This is a genomic window from Stenotrophomonas sp. YJH_SMC_105-26 (assembly GCF_059368915.1).
This window is the reverse complement of the sequence record NZ_JCAFSD010000012.1, coordinates 17,093-33,728: the sequence shown is the minus strand read 5'-3', so window position 1 is coordinate 33,728 and position 16,636 is coordinate 17,093. Positions and strand designations below refer to the sequence as shown.

General features: G+C 67.3%; 16 protein-coding genes and 1 riboswitch. Of the genes, 5 read left to right on the top strand and 11 right to left on the bottom strand.

Features of this window, described 5'->3' with window-relative positions; all coding sequences use genetic code 11:
- Positions 1-21: 21 nt before the first annotated feature.
- The 5 genes from AC5P7F_RS19455 to AC5P7F_RS19435 form a co-directional block, all read right to left on the bottom strand.
- The gene (locus AC5P7F_RS19455) at positions 22-330 is read right to left on the bottom strand and encodes a phage tail assembly chaperone (protein ID WP_014645599.1); all 309 of its coding nucleotides are present in this window, start codon (positions 328-330) and stop codon (positions 22-24) included.
- Complete coding sequence (locus AC5P7F_RS19450) at positions 330-989, bottom strand: phage tail protein (protein ID WP_014645598.1); 660 nt, start codon at positions 987-989, stop codon at positions 330-332. Before AC5P7F_RS19450 ends, AC5P7F_RS19455 begins: the two co-directional genes overlap by 1 nt.
- Positions 990-1,060: 71 nt before the next feature.
- The gene (gp17, locus tag AC5P7F_RS19445; protein ID WP_014645597.1) at positions 1,061-1,417 is read right to left on the bottom strand and encodes a tail completion protein gp17; all 357 of its coding nucleotides are present in this window, start codon (positions 1,415-1,417) and stop codon (positions 1,061-1,063) included.
- Positions 1,418-1,440: 23 nt separating this feature from the next.
- A complete protein-coding gene (locus AC5P7F_RS19440) occupies positions 1,441-1,791 on the bottom strand; it encodes a head-tail adaptor protein (RefSeq protein WP_126411611.1) in 351 nt (116 codons plus the stop codon).
- Positions 1,788-2,300 (bottom strand): head-tail connector protein, encoded by a 513-nt coding sequence (locus tag AC5P7F_RS19435; protein WP_164077531.1) that lies wholly within the window; start codon positions 2,298-2,300, stop codon positions 1,788-1,790. Before AC5P7F_RS19435 ends, AC5P7F_RS19440 begins: the two co-directional genes overlap by 4 nt.
- Positions 2,301-2,678: 378 nt before the next feature.
- On the opposite strand from AC5P7F_RS19435, the gene AC5P7F_RS19430 reads away from it, so the two are divergent.
- Positions 2,679-3,635, top strand: a complete 957-nt coding sequence (locus tag AC5P7F_RS19430) for a cation diffusion facilitator family transporter (RefSeq protein WP_014645594.1) — start codon at positions 2,679-2,681, stop codon at positions 3,633-3,635.
- 111 nt (positions 3,636-3,746) lie between these two features.
- On the top strand, positions 3,747-4,172 hold the full coding sequence (locus tag AC5P7F_RS19425) for an organic hydroperoxide resistance protein (protein WP_004153735.1): 426 nt from the start codon (positions 3,747-3,749) through the stop codon (positions 4,170-4,172).
- 219 nt (positions 4,173-4,391) lie between these two features.
- Here AC5P7F_RS19425 and mmsB read toward each other — a convergent pair whose 3' ends face one another.
- Genes mmsB through AC5P7F_RS19400 form a run of 5 tightly spaced genes read right to left on the bottom strand, consistent with a single transcriptional unit; the run spans position 4,392 to position 9,931 of the window.
- On the bottom strand, positions 4,392-5,282 hold the full coding sequence (gene mmsB / locus AC5P7F_RS19420) for a 3-hydroxyisobutyrate dehydrogenase (RefSeq protein ID WP_164077532.1): 891 nt from the start codon (positions 5,280-5,282) through the stop codon (positions 4,392-4,394).
- Positions 5,279-6,454, bottom strand: a complete 1,176-nt coding sequence (locus tag AC5P7F_RS19415; RefSeq protein WP_164077533.1) for an enoyl-CoA hydratase/isomerase family protein — start codon at positions 6,452-6,454, stop codon at positions 5,279-5,281. Before AC5P7F_RS19415 ends, mmsB begins: the two co-directional genes overlap by 4 nt.
- Complete coding sequence (locus AC5P7F_RS19410; RefSeq protein ID WP_164077534.1) at positions 6,451-7,248, bottom strand: enoyl-CoA hydratase; 798 nt, start codon at positions 7,246-7,248, stop codon at positions 6,451-6,453. Before AC5P7F_RS19410 ends, AC5P7F_RS19415 begins: the two co-directional genes overlap by 4 nt.
- Positions 7,245-8,411 carry an acyl-CoA dehydrogenase family protein gene (locus AC5P7F_RS19405; protein ID WP_164077535.1) on the bottom strand — a complete coding sequence of 389 codons (1,167 nt, stop codon included), beginning with the start codon at positions 8,409-8,411 and terminating at the stop codon, positions 7,245-7,247. The genes AC5P7F_RS19410 and AC5P7F_RS19405 overlap by 4 nt, the downstream gene beginning before the upstream one ends.
- Before the next feature lie 14 nt (positions 8,412-8,425).
- The gene (locus AC5P7F_RS19400) at positions 8,426-9,931 is read right to left on the bottom strand and encodes a CoA-acylating methylmalonate-semialdehyde dehydrogenase (protein ID WP_014645591.1); all 1,506 of its coding nucleotides are present in this window, start codon (positions 9,929-9,931) and stop codon (positions 8,426-8,428) included.
- 115 nt (positions 9,932-10,046) lie between these two features.
- Here AC5P7F_RS19400 and AC5P7F_RS19395 point away from each other — a divergent pair, with 115 nt between their 5' ends.
- On the top strand, positions 10,047-11,414 hold the full coding sequence (locus AC5P7F_RS19395) for a helix-turn-helix domain-containing protein (RefSeq protein WP_014645590.1): 1,368 nt from the start codon (positions 10,047-10,049) through the stop codon (positions 11,412-11,414).
- A 134-nt stretch (positions 11,415-11,548) separates the two neighbouring features.
- Here the strand turns inward: AC5P7F_RS19395 and AC5P7F_RS19390 are convergent, their stop codons facing one another.
- Entirely contained in the window at positions 11,549-13,441 is a 1,893-nt protein-coding gene (locus AC5P7F_RS19390) for a patatin-like phospholipase family protein (RefSeq protein ID WP_164077536.1), read from the bottom strand.
- Between the two features lie 193 nt (positions 13,442-13,634).
- Between AC5P7F_RS19390 and AC5P7F_RS19385 the strand changes: the two genes are divergently transcribed.
- Together AC5P7F_RS19385 and AC5P7F_RS19380 are read left to right on the top strand one after the other, a co-directional pair.
- Entirely contained in the window at positions 13,635-14,684 is a 1,050-nt protein-coding gene (locus AC5P7F_RS19385; protein ID WP_014645588.1) for a bifunctional nicotinamide-nucleotide adenylyltransferase/Nudix hydroxylase, read from the top strand.
- 64 nt (positions 14,685-14,748) lie between these two features.
- Positions 14,749-16,158: a nicotinate phosphoribosyltransferase gene (locus AC5P7F_RS19380; protein WP_049441805.1), complete on the top strand. Its 1,410-nt coding sequence runs from the start codon at positions 14,749-14,751 to the stop codon at positions 16,156-16,158.
- Positions 16,159-16,291: 133 nt separating this feature from the next.
- Positions 16,292-16,521, top strand: a riboswitch (cobalamin riboswitch).
- Positions 16,522-16,636: the final 115 nt, after the last annotated feature.

Here is a 16,636-nt window from a genome sequence, read left to right as displayed (position 1 = left end):
ACAGGGCCCCCACCGCATCGATCAGTTTCCCTTGCGTGCGACCTGCAGGGCCTGGGTGTAGCCACCGATGATGGCGCCATCCAGGCCGGCCTGCTGCTGCAGCGCCAGCTCGACGCCGGCGGTGTCCAGCGCCACATCGGCATCCCAGTCCACCACGATGTCCAGGATGGCCTGGGCCACGCTCAACGTGTCATCGCCCAGACGCTCCAGCAGGCTGGCGTAGTCGGCTACCGACAGGTGCCGGTAGGTCAGGTTGAGCTTCTGCTCGCGGCCGTGACCGACGATGGTCAGGGTGCTCTTGAAGCTCTCCGGCGCCTTGACCTGGAACATCAGGCGCCCTCGACCAGGATGGAGTCTGCCAGCGCGGTGAAGGTCGCGGTGGTGCCCATCGGGGTGTTGGCGGCCATGGTCGGGTCGCCGTTGTAGCTCAGGTAGCCGTACCAGTACAGCACGTCGCCACCGACCAGCTTGGCCCGCAGGATCACCGGCTCGCCCTTGGCGTCAGCGTTCTTCAGTGCCGAATACCACGGCTTCTTCGGATCGTAGAACAGCGGCAGGGTGATGGTCTTGGCGTTCTTGAAGGTCGGCATCTGGACCTGGCGACCGGTCGGGTCTTCGAGCAGCGTGCCGCTCCAGTACTGCTGCTCGCCACCGGCGGTGGTCGGGTCGCCCTGCTGGTCCAGGTCGACGAAGGCGCCCGCCTTGCGCAGTACACCGGCACCGCTGGTACCGGGGAACAGCACGGTATCGGTGGTGTCGATGCCCAGCAGTTCAACGCTGCCGGTGGCTTCAGCACCGGCGCGGGTGGCGCGGTTGTTCAGGGCCGGCCAGCCCGGCAGTTCAATGACCACCACATCGCCGGTGTCGACGCTGTTGGCGGCAACGCTGGCCAGCGCCGGCGCAGCCTTGGAGATCGCGCTGGTGGCGATCGCGGTGGAGACGACCGGTGCGAAGCCGAACTGGGTGCCCTTGGGAAGCTTGAGTGCCATGGTGTATTTCCTCGTTGGATAAAAAAAAGCCCGGCGAATGCCAGGCTGGGGTGTTGCACGGGTGATGCGGTTTACGGGTCGACGTACCACAGGCCGAAATCGAGCCGCGCGCCGTACTTGTGCAGCATCGGCTCATGCACGGCGATTGCAGCGCCGAACGATTCGGCGGTCGGCAATCCTGCGCATACCTGATCCTCGATGTTGCGGATCAGGGTGTTGGCCTGGGCGCGGCTGTCTGCCCAGACGGTCAGCTGCACGCGAGCGTGCTTCTGTTCGGGAATGGAACCTTCGTTGAACCACACGGACTGTCCACCCATCTGCTGGTAGACGGCACACGGATAGATGACCGGTTCCGGCGGAAGGTCGGGATACAGCCGGCCCTGCAGCAGCGGGGCCAGCAGCGCGTGCAGCTGTGCTTCGTAACTCATCGCGGTGTCCTGGTTGGCGTCGCTCAGGCGATGCCTGAAGACTGTTCGGTGAACAGCACCGTGGTCTGGCGCTGGCTGAAGTCGGGCGCAACGCCGGTGATGTTGAAAACACGACCGTCATGCACGATGCGCATGCCGGCCTGGATGCCTGCCTGTCGTGCGGCTGCCAATCGGACATGGAAGCGCTGGCGCCGGATCGTTGCCGGCAGGCGGCTTTCCAGCGTCAGCCGCTGCACGCTGTCTGCGCGGTCGGCGATGATGGCGGCCCACAGCTCTGCCACCGGCTGCCAGGCGTCCAGCGGCTGCCCCCACGCATCGAGCTGGCCGTCCTGGCGCTCGATGCGGATGCGGCGATTGAAGTGGCCGGCGTTCATGGCGTTGCTGCCGATCGGTACGGATCAAGCAGCGCGGCCACGCCGAACGGCAGCTCCATTGCGATGGCAGCGGCGCCTGCCGGTGCATCGAACGTCTGCGCAGAGACGACCACGGCTTCGCGATGGGCGTACAGGTGGCCCAGCAACAGGCGCACCGCTGCACGGATGCTGTCGTTGACCGGCATGCCCTGCAGCAGGCGCGCACTGCGCGCGGTCGCCATGGCCAGGCGGCGATCGGCCACATCACGCATGGCCTTGGCCTTGGCCGCGTTGGTCTCGGCATTGGCGGCGGCAACCGCGGCTTCATGCCCGGTCACCGCCGCCGCCATGTCCTGCGGCAGCTGGTCAAGCGCCTGGTCCAGCGCGGCCTGGTCGGCGTACAGCTCGCGGCCCAGATAGGCCGCGGCTGCGTCGCTGGCTGCGGCCAGCAGGTCACCCAGGATGGCGTCGTCAAAATCGCCGTCGATACGGCAGTGCGCGCGGCACTGCTCAAGGGTCAGCAGGGGCATCGAATCCTCCTTCGTTGATGGATGTGGAGTGCCCCGATCCTGCGCGCACGGCGGCGCCCCACGCGATCACCAGGACGGCGCGGGAAAGGCAGGATCGGGGCGGAAAACAGAACGGCTGCGACGGGGACGTCAGGGCCGGTGGCGGTGACCTCGCAGCGCGCGACGGCGCAAACGAAAGAAGCCCCCGGGGTCACCGGAGGCTTCTATGTCATCGTGGTACAAACGATACGCTTCGGGTGTGCACCCGTCAATCCGCAAACGGTTACCAGTCTGGTGACTTTTCCAGGCGCTGTGCGGGCGTGGTCATGGCGACGTGCCGCAGGCTGGATAGAATGGCAACGCGCTGCTTCCGCAGCCTATTTCCCGCTGGATTCCCGCATGCCTGCCAACACCGAACGCTTCTTCGATGCGCGTACCGAACAAGGCGTGCTGCGCCTGTCCATCGCAGGCTCATTGCTGCTGGCTGCCGCTGCGGTGGTATTTGGTCTTCTGGCCAATTCCTCGCTGATCATCTTCGATGGCATCTACGGCCTGATCGATGTGGTGATGACCTGGCTGTCACTGCTGGTCGCGCGTCTGATCGCACTGTCCACCAGCACCGACGCGCTGCAGTCGCGGCTCAACCAGCGCTTCACCATGGGCTTCTGGCACCTGGAGCCCATCGTGCTGGGGGTGAGCGGCACGCTGATGATCGGCGCGGCACTGTATGCGCTGGTCAATGCGGTGGATGCGCTGATGTCCGGCGGCCGCCACATCGCACTCGGCCCAGCCATCGCCTTCGCCGGGTTGTCGATCATCGGCGAAGGTGCGCTGGCCTGGTTCGTGCTGCGCGCCAACCGCCGCATCGGTTCGGAGTTCATCGCGCTGGACGCGAAGAACTGGGTGATCGCCGCCAGCATGTCGGCCTGCTACCTGCTGGCCTTCCTTGGCGGCGTACTGGTGCGCGGCACCTCGCTGGCCTGGGTCGGGCCGTACATCGACCCGGCCATCCTCGCCTTCGTCTGCGTGCTGGTGATGATCGCCCCGCTCGGGACGGTGCGCCGGGCGCTGGCCGGCATCCTGCTGGTCACCCCGCCGGAACTGCAGGCGCACGTGGACGCGGTGGCACGCGCGATCGTGGCCAAGCATGGCTTCGTCGAGCATCGCAGCTACGTCGCCCAGGTGGGGCGTGGCGAGCAGATCGAGTTGTTCTTCGTGGTACGCGAGGACGATCCGCCGCGGCCCCTGCTGGAATGGGACCAGCTGCGCGACGAGATCGGCGATGCGCTGGGCGAGGCCTCGCCGGACCGCTGGCTGACCATCATGTTCACCACCGACCGCGAGTGGACGATCTAGACCAGCAGGACGATCAATCAAGTTTTTCGTACGGACTGCAACCCAACGTACGCGGAAACCGGGCAAAGTAGGCTCCAACGCAACTCCCACCCACTGACCAGGAGCATCCCGATGTCCATCGAAAAGGTTCTGTATACCGCCCAGGCCACCTCCACCGGCGGCCGTGAAGGCCGTTCCGTCTCGTCCGACAACGTGCTGGACATCCAGCTGTCGACCCCGCGCGAGCTGGGTGGCGCCGGCGGCCCGGGCACCAATCCGGAACAGCTGTTCGCCGCTGGCTACTCGGCCTGCTTCCTGGGCGCGCTGAAGTTCGTGGCCGGCCAGGCCAAGGTCGCGCTGCCGGCCGACACCACCGTCACCGGCAAGGTCGGCATCGGCCAGATCCCGACCGGCTTCGGCATCGAGGCCGAGCTGACCATCAACGTGCCGGGCGTGCCGCGCGAGCAGGTGGAAGAACTGGTGCAGAAGGCGCACATCGTGTGCCCGTACTCCAACGCCACCCGCGGCAACATTGATGTAACGCTGATCGTTGCCTGATGCGGCGCCGGGGTCGGATCCCTTTGCCACCGGCAAAGGGCTCTGACCCCATCCCAGGCCCGCACGGCTATATGGGGTCAGAGCCCTTTCGCGTTGCGAAAGGGATCCGACCCCCAAAAAAATGGGCGGATGCCGGTCGAAACCGAACATCCGCCCATCCCACCTCCGTTGTCCCGCACGGGGGCATGAGGTTGCCGGCCAGCGGCCGGCACTACCAGGTCACTTCTCGCTCGTGATGAGCTGCACGACGCTGGAGAAATCCAGCTTGCCGCGGCCGGCCTGGTGGTTCATCGAGTAGAGATTGCGGGCCACTTCGCCCAGCGGAATCGAAGCGCCGACACTCATCGCCGCTTCCACCGCCAGGCCCATGTCCTTCAGCATCAGATCACTGCCGAAACCGCCGCTGTAGCCACGCGAGGCCGGCGCATTCTCCAGCACGCCCGGCCACGGGTTGCACACTTCGGTGGCCCAGCTGCGGCCGGTGCTGACCGCCATCATCTGCGACAGCACCTTGGGGTCCAGCCCGTGCGCCACGCCCAGTGCGATGGCTTCACCGGTCACCGCCATGATCACGCCCAGCGCCATGTTGTTGCACAGCTTGGCGACCTGGCCAGCGCCGCTGGCGCCAACGTGGAAGATGTTCTTGCCCATCGCCTGCAGCACCGGGCGTGCGCGTTCCAGCGCGTCTTCCTCGCCGCCGACGATGAAGGTCAGGGTGCCGGCCTGGGCGCCGGCGGTACCGCCGGACACCGGCGCGTCGATCATCTGCAGGCCACGCGCGGCGGCCGCTTCCGAGACCTTGCGGGCACTGGCCGGGGCGATCGTGCTGCAGTCGATGACCAGTGCACCGGCCGGGATCGCGGCAAGAATGCCGGCGTCGCCCAGGTACACGCCTTCGACATGACGGCTGGCCGGCAGCATCGAGATCACCACTTCGGCATCGGCCAGGGTGTCGCGCGCCGACGATGCAGCGCTGGCGCCGGCGTCGACAGCGGCCTGCACCGCGGCCGGAACCAGATCGAACACGCGCACGCTGTGGCCGTTCTTGACCAGATTGGCGGCCATCGGGCCACCCATGTTGCCCAACCCGATGAATGCAATGCGGCTCATGCAAGGCTCCTTTCAACAAGGGGAGTGCCCAGGTCGGCCAGCGGATGCGCGGCGTCGGCCCAGGGGGAAGCGAAGAAGGTGTCTGCCCACGCGCCGGTGGCCTCGGCCAGGGTGGCCGGGTTCCACTGCGGATTGCGGTCCTTGTCGACCAGCAGCGCGCGGATGCCTTCGGCGAAATCACCATGGGCGGCGCAATGCAGGGCGACGATGTACTCCAGGCGATAGATCGCGGCCAGGTCCTGGCCGGCACTGCGGCGCTGCAGTTCGTACGCCAACCGTGCCGAACCCGGTGCACCGGCAGCAAGGGTCTTCTGAGCCGCCTGCAACCAGGCGTCGTCGGTCTGCAGGCCGGCAATGCGCGCCACGATGGCTTCAAGGTCATCGCCTTCGCACAACGCATCGACCTGCGCCGCGTGGGCCAGCAGTGGACCGGTGGCGGCATCGCTGGCATGCGACTGCAGCAGATGGGTCAGGCGTTCGTGGTTGTGTGCGGTGTCATTGGACCAGGCCACCTGCAGCAGCGCATCGAACACCGCGCTGCGGCGTTCTTCGGCCACGTGCACGTCGGCCAGGCCGGCGTAGATGGCATCGCCCGGGTTGAGCAGTGCGCCGGTCAGGGCCAGGAACAGGCCACCCTTGCCCGGCACGCGCGGCAGCAGCCAACTGCCACCGACATCAGGGAACAGGCCGACGGTGATTTCCGGGAAGGCCAGCTTGGAGCGTTCGCTGACCACACGGTGGCTGGCGCCGGACATCAGGCCGATGCCGCCGCCCATCACGATGCCGTGGCCCCAGCACAGGATCGGCTTGGTGTAGGTGTGGATGAGGTAATCGACGCGGTATTCGACGTCGAAGAACTCGGCGGCATAGGCGTTCTGGCGGATGTCGCTGTGGCCGGCCTCACGGAAGGCGACCATGGCCTTGTACAGGCTGTGCAGGTCGCCACCAGCACAGAACGCCTTTTCGCCGGCGCCCTGCAGCACCACCATGGCGATGCCATCGTCGTCGGCCCAGGCGTTGAGCTGCTTCAGCAGCAGGTGCGCCATCGGCAGCGAGAAACCGTTGAGCGTACGCGGCGCATTGAGCGTGGCGATGCCGATGCGCGTGCCGTTGCCGGCCACGCGCTCTTCGAACAGCACCGGTGCGTCGTCGGCAGCGGTATCCGTGCTCATGCGTTCTTCCACTGCGCGGGGCGCTTTTCCAGGAAGGCGGTCACGCCCTCGACCTGGTCGGCGGTGTCGAACAGGTCGACGAAGGCTTCGCGCTCGGCCACCAGCGCCGAGGCGTGGGTGCCGGTGCGGGTGGACTGCACCAGGGTCTTGCAGGCGGCGATGCTGGTCGGGCTCTGCTTGCCGGCCTTCTTCGCCCATTCCAGCGCCAGCGCCTTGGCTTCGCCCTTGCCGACCTTTTCTTCGGCCAGGCCAATGCGCAGCGCGGTCTCGGCATTGATGCGCTCACCCAGCAGGATCATGCGCTTGGCCCAGCCCTCGCCGACCAGGCGTGGCAGGTTCTGGGTACCGCCGGCACACGGCAGCAGGCCGACGGTGGCCTCCGGCAGCGCGACCTGGGCATGGTCTTCAATGATGCGCAGGTCGCAGGCCAGCGCGCACTCCAGGCCACCGCCCATGGCGTAGCCGTTGATCGCGGCGATCGACACGCCACGGAAACCGGACAGCGCTTCGAAGGCTTCACCGAAGCGGCGCGCGGCCTCACGTGCAGCGGCCTTGTCGCCGGAGGCGAACTGGTTGAGGTCGGCACCGGCGGAGAAAAATTTCTCGCCGTCACCGGTGATCACCAGCGCGTAGATGTCGCGGTCTGCGTTGAGCGCGCCGACCAGGTCGCGCAGCGCCGACAGGCTGTGCACGGTCCAGGTATGCGCCGGCGGGTTGTTCAGGGTGACCACGGCGGTGTGGCCATCCACCTCCACCTTCAGGCCCACGTGCTCCTGGGTACGCCAATCCTTCATCGCAGTTCCTCTTCGGTGTTGAGCAGGTGACGGGCAACAATCACCCGCATGATCTCGTTGGTGCCTTCCAGGATCTGGTGCACGCGGCAGTCACGCAGCAGGCGCTCGATCGGGTATTCGCGGATGTAGCCGTAGCCCCCGTGGATCTGCAGCGCTTCATTGCAGACGTTGAAACCGGCATCGGTGGCGAAGCGCTTGGCCATCGCGCACCACACGTTGGCATCGCTGGCACCGGCATCGAGCTTGCGTGCGGCGGTGTGCACCATCTGCCGTGCAGCCACCAGCTGGGTGACCATGTCGGCCAGCTTGAACTGCAGCGCCTGGAACTCGGCCAGCGCCTTGCCGAACTGGCGGCGCTCGCCCATGTAGCGGCGCGCAGCATCCAGTGCACCCTGTGCGGCACCCAGCGAGCAGGCGGCGATGTTGATGCGGCCGCCGTCCAGCCCCTTCATCGCCAGCTTGAAGCCGCCGCCTTCCTCTCCCAGAAGGTGGCTGACCGGCACGCGGACGTTCTCGAAGGTGATGCCACGGGTGGGCTGGCTGTTCCAGCCCATCTTCTCTTCCTTGCGGCCGAAGCTGATGCCCGGCAGGTCCGCCGGCACCGCAATGGCGCTGACACCGCCGGCACCGGCACCGCCGGTACGCGCCATCACCACCAGCAGCTCGGTGGCACCGGCGCCGGAAATGAAGGCCTTGGAGCCGTTCAGCACGTAGAAGTCGCCATCGCGCACGGCGGTGGTCTTCAGCGAGGCCGCATCGGAACCGGCGCCCGGTTCGGTCAGGCAGTACGAGGCCAGCTTGTTGCCCGAGGACAGATCGGTGCCCCACGCATCGCGCAGGGCTGGCTGGCCCCACCTGGACACCATCCACGAGGCCATGTTGTGGATGCTGATGTACGCCGCGGTCGACGGATCGACGTTGGCGAGCTCCTCGATGACGACGGCGGCGTCCAGTCGGCTCAGGCCGCTGCCGCCCACTTCCGGGTCCATGTACAGACCGCAGAAGCCCAACTCACCGGCCTTGGCGATCGCCTCGCGCGGAAAGATGCCCTCCGCATCCCATCGCGCGGCGTGCGGCGCCAGTTCAGCCTGTGCGAAGTCGCGCGCCGCCTCGCGGTACGCCTGCTGCGCTTCTTCCAGTTCCGTCGTCATCGAGTGGCTCATGGCTGCTCCTGCCGTTACTTCAGGCTGATCGTGGTGTTGACGCCGTGGCTCAGCGTCTCGTCATCGAACCAGCGCGCGGTGACCGTCTTGGTCTGGGTGTAGAACAGCACCACCTGCTTGCCATACGGGCCCAGGTCACCCAGCTTGGAGGCGCGCGAACCGGTGAACGAGAACAGCGGCACCGGCACCGGGATCGGCACGTTGATGCCGACCTGGCCGACGTCGATGTCTTCCTGGAACTTGCGCGCGGCAGCGCCGGACTGGGTGAACAGTGCGGTGCCGTTGCCGTTCGGGTTGCTGTTGACCATCGCGATGGCCTCTTCCAGCGTTTCCGCTTCGAGGATGACCAGCACCGGCCCGAAGATTTCTTCCTGGTAGATGCGCATGTCGGTGGTGACACCGGCAAAGATGGTCGGGCCAACGAAGTTGCCCTTCTCGAAGCCATCGACCTGCGGCTTGCGGCCATCGAGCACCAGCTTGGCGCCCTGCTCCACGCCCGAGGCGATCAGGCCTTCCACGCGCTCGCGGGCGCTGCAGGAGATGACCGGACCGACGTCGGTACCGGACACGGTGCCGGCGCTGACCTTCAGGGTCTGGGCCTTGGCCACCAGGTCCTGCACCCAGTTGCGCGCTTCACCGACCAGCACCAGCGTGGAAGCCGCCATGCAGCGCTGGCCAGCGGCACCGAAGGCGGCACCGACCATTGCGTTGAGGGTCTGTTCCTTGTTGGCGTCCGGCAGCACCACGGCGTGGTTCTTGGCGCCCATCATGCATTGCACGCGCTTGCCGGCCAGCGAGGCGCGGTTGTAGACGTGGGTGCCGACGCGGGTGGACCCGACGAACGACACGGCCTTGATGTCCGGGTGGTCGCAGATCGCGTTGACCACTTCCTCGCCGCCGTGGACGACGTTCAGCACGCCCTTCGGAATGCCGGCTTCCAGGGCAAGCTCGACCAGGCGCATGGTGACCATCGGGTCCTGCTCGGACGGCTTGAGGATGAAGGTGTTGCCCGTTGCAATCGCCATCGGGAACATCCACAGCGGGATCATCGCCGGGAAATTGAACGGGGTGATGCCAGCGCACACGCCCAGCGGCTGCATAATCGTGTAGGTGTCCACGCCATTGGCCACGTTGTTGGCCAGCTCGCCCAGCTGCAGGTTGCCGATGGCGGCGGCGTGCTCGACCACTTCCAGGCCGCGGAACACATCACCTTCGGCGTCCGGCAGGGTCTTGCCCTGTTCGGCGGTGAGGATGTGGGCCAGCTCACTCATGTTTTCGCGGATCAGCTGCTGGTACTTCAGGAAGATGCGCGCGCGGGTGCCGATCGGGGTCTTGCGCCAGGTCTTGAAGGCTTCCTTGGCGGCGGCGACGGCGGCGTCCACTTCGCCGGTGGTGGCGAACGGCACCTGGGCCAGCACGTCCTGAGTGGCCGGATTGATCACGTCCTGCCAGTGGGAAGTGGCCGATTCAACGAACTGGCCATCGATCAGCATGCGGATACGGGGCGCTGCAACAGTCATGACGACAATCCCACAGGGTGCGAAAGATGCTTGGCATTATTCACAGCACCCGACTCGATTTCCGGGCTGAATCCGCTTAATCTGGCCAACACGCCCCACGATTCCTGTTAATTCTGTGAATTATTCAGCTCCCCAGCGGCAACTCGGCCTGCGCCTGCTGCGGCTGCGCGAGCAGCGCGGCTACAGCCAGGCCGATCTGGCGCGTGCGCTGGGGCTGTCGGCCAGCTACCTGAACCAGATCGAGCGCAACAAGCGCCCACTGACACCGGCGGTGCAGAAGAAGCTGGGAGAGGTGCTGGGCGACGTTTCCTCGCTGTTCGATGACGATGAGCCCGCCGCCCTGCAGGAGGCGCTGGGCGAAACCCTGCGCGACCTGGGCCTGGCCGAGGTCAGCGCGACCGAACTGCGCGCCCTGGCCGGCAACCTGCCGCAGGTCAGCCGCGCGCTGTTGGACCTGCACCGTCGTCACCTGGCGCTGCGCGAGCACGCGGCCGCACTGGAGTTCCAGCTGGGCGAGCCCGGCGCCGGCAGTACCCTGCCCGCCGGTGACCAGGTGCGCGAGTTCTTCAACCGCATGCACAACCACATTCCCGAGCTGGACGAGCTGGCCGAGCAGCTGTTCGCCGAATGGGGGCTGTCGCCCGGGCATGTGGCACCGCGGCTGCGCCAGCTGCTGGCCGACCGCCATGGCGTGCTGGTGGAAGTGGCCGCACTGCAGGCCGGGCGCGAAAAGCGGCACTACGATGCCGGTGCGCGGCGGCTGTGGCTGCCCGATTATCTGGAGCCCGGACAGCAGGCGTTCCAGATGGCGGCCGAGCTGGCCCTGCACGGCTACCTGCCGCAGATCGATGCGGTGGTGGCGCGCGCCGGGTTCACCGATGAGGCACGCATCGCGCAGGCGCGGATCGGTCTCTCCAACTATTTCGCCGGTGCGCTGGTGATGCCGTACATGCGCTTCCTGCGTGCAGCCGAAACCAGCAGCTACGACATCGAACTGCTGGCGCACCAGTTCGGCGTCGGCTTCGAAGCGGTCTGCCACCGGCTGAGCACGCTGGCACGGCGCAGCGCGCCAGGCCTGCCGTTCTTCTTCATCCGCGTGGATCGGGCGGGCAACGTCTCAAAGCGCCATTCGGCCACCGATTTCCACTTCTCGCAGGTGGGTGGATCGTGCCCGCTGTGGATCGTCTACGAGGCGTTCAACCAACCCGGGCGCATCCTCACCCAGACCGCGCGCATGCCCGATGGCCGCCGTCATTTCTGGCTGGCGCGGCAGGTCAGCAGTGGCCCGGTCGGCCATGGCCAACCGCGCAAGACCTTCGCGGTGGCGCTGGGCTGCGACCTGCAGCATGCCGAACGCCTGGTGTATTCACTGGGGCTGGATGTGCAGAGCCCGGGCAATTCGGTATCGATCGGCCCGGGGTGCCGGGTGTGCCCGCGCGAGGACTGCATGCAGCGCGCGTTCGCGCAGTTGCCGGGGCGATAGGGCGGGTTTGGCAGGGCCGCGCCCTGCACCCGTGGTAGCGCCGGCCGCTGGCCGGCAACAGCAGCAACCACTGCGGGGTCAGATCCGTTTTCCTGCGGAAACGGATCTGACCCCGATTCGAACGCAGGATCGGGTCAGTAGATCGGCGTGACCTTCATCTGCGGAAGCGGACGCGGTGCACCGTCGGTGAGGTCGGGGCCGAGGTCCTCCCAGGTGCGGCCCTGCTCGACCATCAAGCCCCACAACTGCTGCGAGGCCAGCCGTTTGTCTTCCGAGCCCAGCTTGTACGACGGTGGCGTCGGCTGACCGCTGGCGACCATCGCGTACGCCGCGCGGTAGGCCAGCACCTGCTGCGCCGGATCATCGGTGCGCGCCACTTCCAGCGTGTAGCGCTGGTAGGCCGAGGCCAGGTTGCGCCAGCGGATCCAGTAGTGGTTCTCGAACGAGAACGAACAGAAGCGCGCACCGGCCAGGCTGCCCTTGTCGGCGATGCGGGTCAGCACGTCCTGCGGCATGTCCAGGTTCATGCCACCCTCGTCGCCCTGCAGGCTGACGTGCACGATGCGGTCGCGGTAGCCCGGTGCGCGCGCCTGCAGCAGGTCGCGCCAGTTCTGCATGGTCGCCACCACCGCGAACAGGAAACGACCCAGCTCGGCTGCGGCCAGTGGCGTGGCGATGGACTGGTAATGCCGTTGCCAGCCGTGGCGGTTTTCGGTGGGCAGGAACACCGCATGTTCCAGCGCCTGGCGGCCGCCGCTGCCCTGGCTCACCGCTTCGGCGTCCTGTGGATAGACCAGGTTGATGGCGAAGGTCGGCCAGCGCGGCAGCGCGGCGTCGAACAGATGGATCGGGAAGTTGCTGCTGATGCCGCCATCGGAGAACCAGCAGATGCGGAAGGCGGTGATCACCGGGCCGCAGGTCTGCCCGGCACTGGTCAGCCCTTCCATGCTGTCGGCAACGTTGTGCTCCTGGTCGGCTGCGGGGGCGGTCGGTTCGCAGCGTCGTTCGCGGCGTGAGGGTTCATGCAGCGGCACCGCGCTGATCAGCAGCGGGAAGCTCAGGCTCATGCGCGTGGCCACCAGCACCGGCAGCTTCGGGCCCTGTGGCAGGTGGTAGTACTGCCGCCCTTCCACCTCCAGCGGCGGGCCGGCCTGGCTCACCAGCCACTGCACCACGCTGGCGGGGAACAGCTGCTCGAACTCCTCGCGCAGGAACCAGAACTGCGCACCGCCCAGCGGCAGCGTGCGCGGCTCATTGTGTGAGATGCAGGTGGTGATCATCTGCAGGCTGATCGCATGCGGGCTGTCCGGCTCACCGGCGTAGCGCGGCGCATCGTGCAGGTCGGCGAAGGTCAACGGTGCATCCAGCGGCTTGCCCGACAGCTGCTGCAGGCATTCATGCAACCACTCGGTCAGCGCCGGCCTGCGTGGATCGCGGCTGAGGCCGCTGCACAGGCCCAGCAGGTTGCGACGCGCCACCCGCGCGACCCGCAGCGCGGCACCGGCCACACCCGCACCGTAGGCGCACAGCAGTGATGGCAGCAGCGTGGCGGCCACGCCGCCCCAGCCACCGCCCCACCAGCCCAGGCCGAGCAGCAGCGCCAGCGACACCAGCACTTCCAGCGGCGCGATCTCGAATACCGCAACGGCCAGGCACAGCAGTTTGTGCGGCAGGCGGGCATTGCCGGTCAGCACCACCAGCAGCCGATAGGCCGCGCGCGCGCCGCGCGCCGGCTGGAACAGGCTGTAGATGAAGCCGCGCCGCGACAGCTGTGCCGACACCGCCGACAGCCCGCCATAGCCGGCGTCGCCAGCCAGTTGCTCGCCGGCCTGCTGGCGGCGATCGCCGCAGGCCGCTGCAGCCGCCACCGCTGCCGCAATGGCGCCGGCTGAAGTGCCGCCGATGCTCTTGAAGCGATACTCGCGGGCCAGCGCCAGTACCGCATTGGGGTACACGATGCCGCTGGTGATGCCGCCTTTCATGACCAGATCGCAGTACTTGTCCGCCACTGTCTTGCCCCCGAGCATGCCGTCCGCCGCGTGGGTTGCAGTATGGCGCAGGGGCTTCTCAGGGCCTGAGAACAACGGCGCAGTCCGCGCACGCAATGCGCCGTTCAGCAGAAAGCACGGCTGCAGGCTTGACCCGCCCCGCCATCGGCGTAGCATCTGCAGCAAGCCAAGGGACAGACCCGCGGCTGCCACAACGACATGAGGGATTCTCATGGAATTCGACTATCTCGTCTTCATCGGGCGATTCGAGCCCTTCCACAACGGCCACGCCGCCGTTGCCCGCCTGGCCCTGAGCCGGGCCCGCAAGCTGATCTTCCTGGTCGGCTCTGCCGATACCCCCCGCAGCCTGCGCAATCCCTGGACCGTGGCCGAACGCGCCGTGATGATCCAGGCGGCCCTCGACGGCCACACCGACCGTCTGCTGATCCGCCCGCTGCGTGACCACCTGTACAACGAAGCACAATGGATCGCCAACGTGCAGCGCCAGGTGGCTGACGCCCTGCGCAACGACGGTGCCGCCGCCGATGCCAGGGTGGGCCTGATCGGCATGGACAAGGATGCGTCCAGCTACTACCTGCGCGAGTTCCCGCAGTGGCCGCTGGTGGACGTGCAGCACACCGCCACCCTGTCGGCCACCGAGCTGCGGCGCTACCTGTTCGAGGCCGGCGACGTCGACTTCCACGGCGCGCTGCTGATGCTGCGTGGCAATGTGCCGGCGCCGGTGTACGACATGCTCGAAGCGTTCCGCAAAAGCGCGCCTGCGTATGGCCAGCTGGTGGCCGAGTACCGCTTCATCGAACAGTACAAGGCCGCCTGGAAGGATGCGCCCTACGCGCCCACCTTCGTCACCACCGATGCGGTGGTGGTGCATTCGGGCCACGTGCTGCTGGTGCGTCGCCGCTCGGAACCCGGCAAGGGGCTGTGGGCATTGCCCGGCGGCTTCGTCGGCCAGGAACAGAGCCTGCTCGACAGCTGCCTGCGCGAACTGCGCGAGGAAACCCGCCTGAAGATTCCGTTGCCGGTGTTGAAGGGGTCGCTGAAGGGCCAGCAGGTGTTCGACCACCCGGACCGCAGCCAGCGTGGCCGCACCATCACCCACGGTTTCCACTTCGAGTTTCCGGCCGGCGAGCTGCCGCCGGTGCGCGGTGGCGACGATGCCGACAAGGCACGCTGGATACCGGTGAGTGAAGCACTGGACATGGGCCCGCAGCTGTTCGAAGACCACCTGCACATCCTGGAGTACTTCCTCGGCCGCGGCTGACCGGCCCGGCTTTCCCACTGGCGGATAGACCGCCGGTGCCACCCGACGCGAAGGAGCTTCCGTCATGCACTACCTCGATAATCTTCTCCTCAACACCGACAGCTACAAGGCCAGCCATTGGCTGCAGTACCCGCCGGGTACCGATGCCACGTTCTTCTACGTCGAATCACGTGGCGGCCTGCACGATCGCACGGTGTTCTTCGGCCTGCAGGCGATCCTCAAGGACGCGCTGGCACGACCGGTCACCCACGCCGACATCGACGACGCTGCTGCGGTATTCGCCGCGCATGGCGAACCGTTCAACGAGGCCGGCTGGCGCGATATCGTCGACCGGCTTGGCGGCCACCTGCCGGTGCGCATCCGCGCCGTGCCCGAGGGCAGCGTGGTGCCCACCCACCAGGCACTGATGACCATCGAGTCGACCGATCCGGCTGCGTTCTGGGTGCCGTCGTACCTGGAAACGCTGCTGCTGCGCGTGTGGTATCCGGTCACCGTGGCCACCATCAGCTGGCACGCACGGCAGACCATCGCCGCGTTCCTGCAGCAGACCAGCGACGACCCGCAGGGGCAGCTACCGTTCAAGCTGCACGACTTCGGCGCGCGCGGTGTATCGAGCCTGGAATCGGCCGCGCTGGGCGGTGCCGCACACCTGGTCAACTTCCTCGGCACCGATACCGTATCGGCGCTGTGCCTGGCGCGCGCGCACTATCACGCGCCGATGGCCGGCTATTCGATTCCCGCCGCCGAGCACAGCACCATCACCAGCTGGGGCCGCGAGCGCGAGGTGGACGCCTACCGCAACATGCTGCGCCAGTTCGGCACGCCCGGTGCGATCGTGGCGGTGGTATCGGACAGCTATGACATCTACCGCGCCATCAGCGAGCACTGGGGTACCACCCTGCGCGATGAAGTGATCGCCTCGGGCGCCACCCTGGTCATCCGCCCGGACTCGGGCGACCCGGTGGAGGTGGTGGCCGAAAGCCTGCGCCGGCTGGATGAAGCCTTCGGCCACAGCCTCAACGGCAAGGGCTACCGCGTGCTCAACCACGTGCGGGTGATCCAGGGCGATGGCATCAACCCGGATACCATCCGCACCATCCTGCAACGCATCACCGACGACGGCTACGCCGCCGACAACGTAGCCTTCGGCATGGGCGGTGCGCTGCTGCAGCGGCTGGACCGCGATACGCAGAAGTTCGCACTGAAGTGCTCGGCGGCGCGGGTCGAGGGTGAGTGGATCGACGTCTACAAGGATCCGGTCACCGACGCCGGCAAGGCCAGCAAGCGTGGCCGCATGCGCCTGCTGCGCCGCCTGGACGATGGCAGCCTGCACACGGTGCCGCTGCCGGCCAACGGCGACGACACCCTGCCGGACGGCTTCGAGGACGCAATGGTGACCGTGTGGGAGAACGGCCGCCTGCTGCACGACCAGCGGCTGGACGACATCCGCACGCGGGCGGCCGTGGGGCATTGAAGGTGCATCCCGACCGGGGTCAGAGCCCGCTGCGTGGCAGCGGGATCCGACCCCTTCCTTCCGCTGGGGTCGGATCCCGTTGCAGCGTAGCGGGTTCTGACCCCTGCGCTCTTGACCGGCGCCACCAACAGGTCCACCTTGCACACGCCGAAGGTATCCCTCCCATCGCTGCGGCGCGGGGAGGGATTTAAACGGGAATCCGGTGAAGGCGCCTCGCGCGTCCATTCCGGAGCTGCCCCGCAGCGGTGAATGGAAACGAATCCTGCCAACAGCACTGGGCTCGCGCCTGGGAAGCGGCGGGTAGTAGGTGGGCTGCGGCCCGTGTCCATCAGCCCGAATACCGGCCCCGGCCGGGGGACACGGCCGTCCCCTGACTCGACCTGGAATCTCCGCGGGGAGGTTGCCGGGGCCGTCGTCGTCCTGCGCGTGCAGGCGATGTGGCCGCGCGCGTCCTGTTCACGGTATCCGGCCAGACCCG

Coding starts and splice junctions, on each gene's coding strand:
- AC5P7F_RS19455 (WP_014645599.1), bottom strand. CDS start 330: ATGTTCCAGGTCAAGGCGCCGGAGAGCTTCAAGAGCACCCTGACCATC.
- AC5P7F_RS19450 (WP_014645598.1), bottom strand. CDS start 989: ATGGCACTCAAGCTTCCCAAGGGCACCCAGTTCGGCTTCGCACCGGTC.
- gp17 (WP_014645597.1), bottom strand. CDS start 1,417: ATGAGTTACGAAGCACAGCTGCACGCGCTGCTGGCCCCGCTGCTGCAG.
- AC5P7F_RS19440 (WP_126411611.1), bottom strand. CDS start 1,791: ATGAACGCCGGCCACTTCAATCGCCGCATCCGCATCGAGCGCCAGGAC.
- AC5P7F_RS19435 (WP_164077531.1), bottom strand. CDS start 2,300: ATGCCCCTGCTGACCCTTGAGCAGTGCCGCGCGCACTGCCGTATCGAC.
- AC5P7F_RS19430 (WP_014645594.1), top strand. CDS start 2,679: ATGCCTGCCAACACCGAACGCTTCTTCGATGCGCGTACCGAACAAGGC.
- AC5P7F_RS19425 (WP_004153735.1), top strand. CDS start 3,747: ATGTCCATCGAAAAGGTTCTGTATACCGCCCAGGCCACCTCCACCGGC.
- mmsB (WP_164077532.1), bottom strand. CDS start 5,282: ATGAGCCGCATTGCATTCATCGGGTTGGGCAACATGGGTGGCCCGATG.
- AC5P7F_RS19415 (WP_164077533.1), bottom strand. CDS start 6,454: ATGAGCACGGATACCGCTGCCGACGACGCACCGGTGCTGTTCGAAGAG.
- AC5P7F_RS19410 (WP_164077534.1), bottom strand. CDS start 7,248: ATGAAGGATTGGCGTACCCAGGAGCACGTGGGCCTGAAGGTGGAGGTG.
- AC5P7F_RS19405 (WP_164077535.1), bottom strand. CDS start 8,411: ATGAGCCACTCGATGACGACGGAACTGGAAGAAGCGCAGCAGGCGTAC.
- AC5P7F_RS19400 (WP_014645591.1), bottom strand. CDS start 9,931: ATGACTGTTGCAGCGCCCCGTATCCGCATGCTGATCGATGGCCAGTTC.
- AC5P7F_RS19390 (WP_164077536.1), bottom strand. CDS start 13,441: ATGCTCGGGGGCAAGACAGTGGCGGACAAGTACTGCGATCTGGTCATG.
- AC5P7F_RS19385 (WP_014645588.1), top strand. CDS start 13,635: ATGGAATTCGACTATCTCGTCTTCATCGGGCGATTCGAGCCCTTCCAC.
- AC5P7F_RS19380 (WP_049441805.1), top strand. CDS start 14,749: ATGCACTACCTCGATAATCTTCTCCTCAACACCGACAGCTACAAGGCC.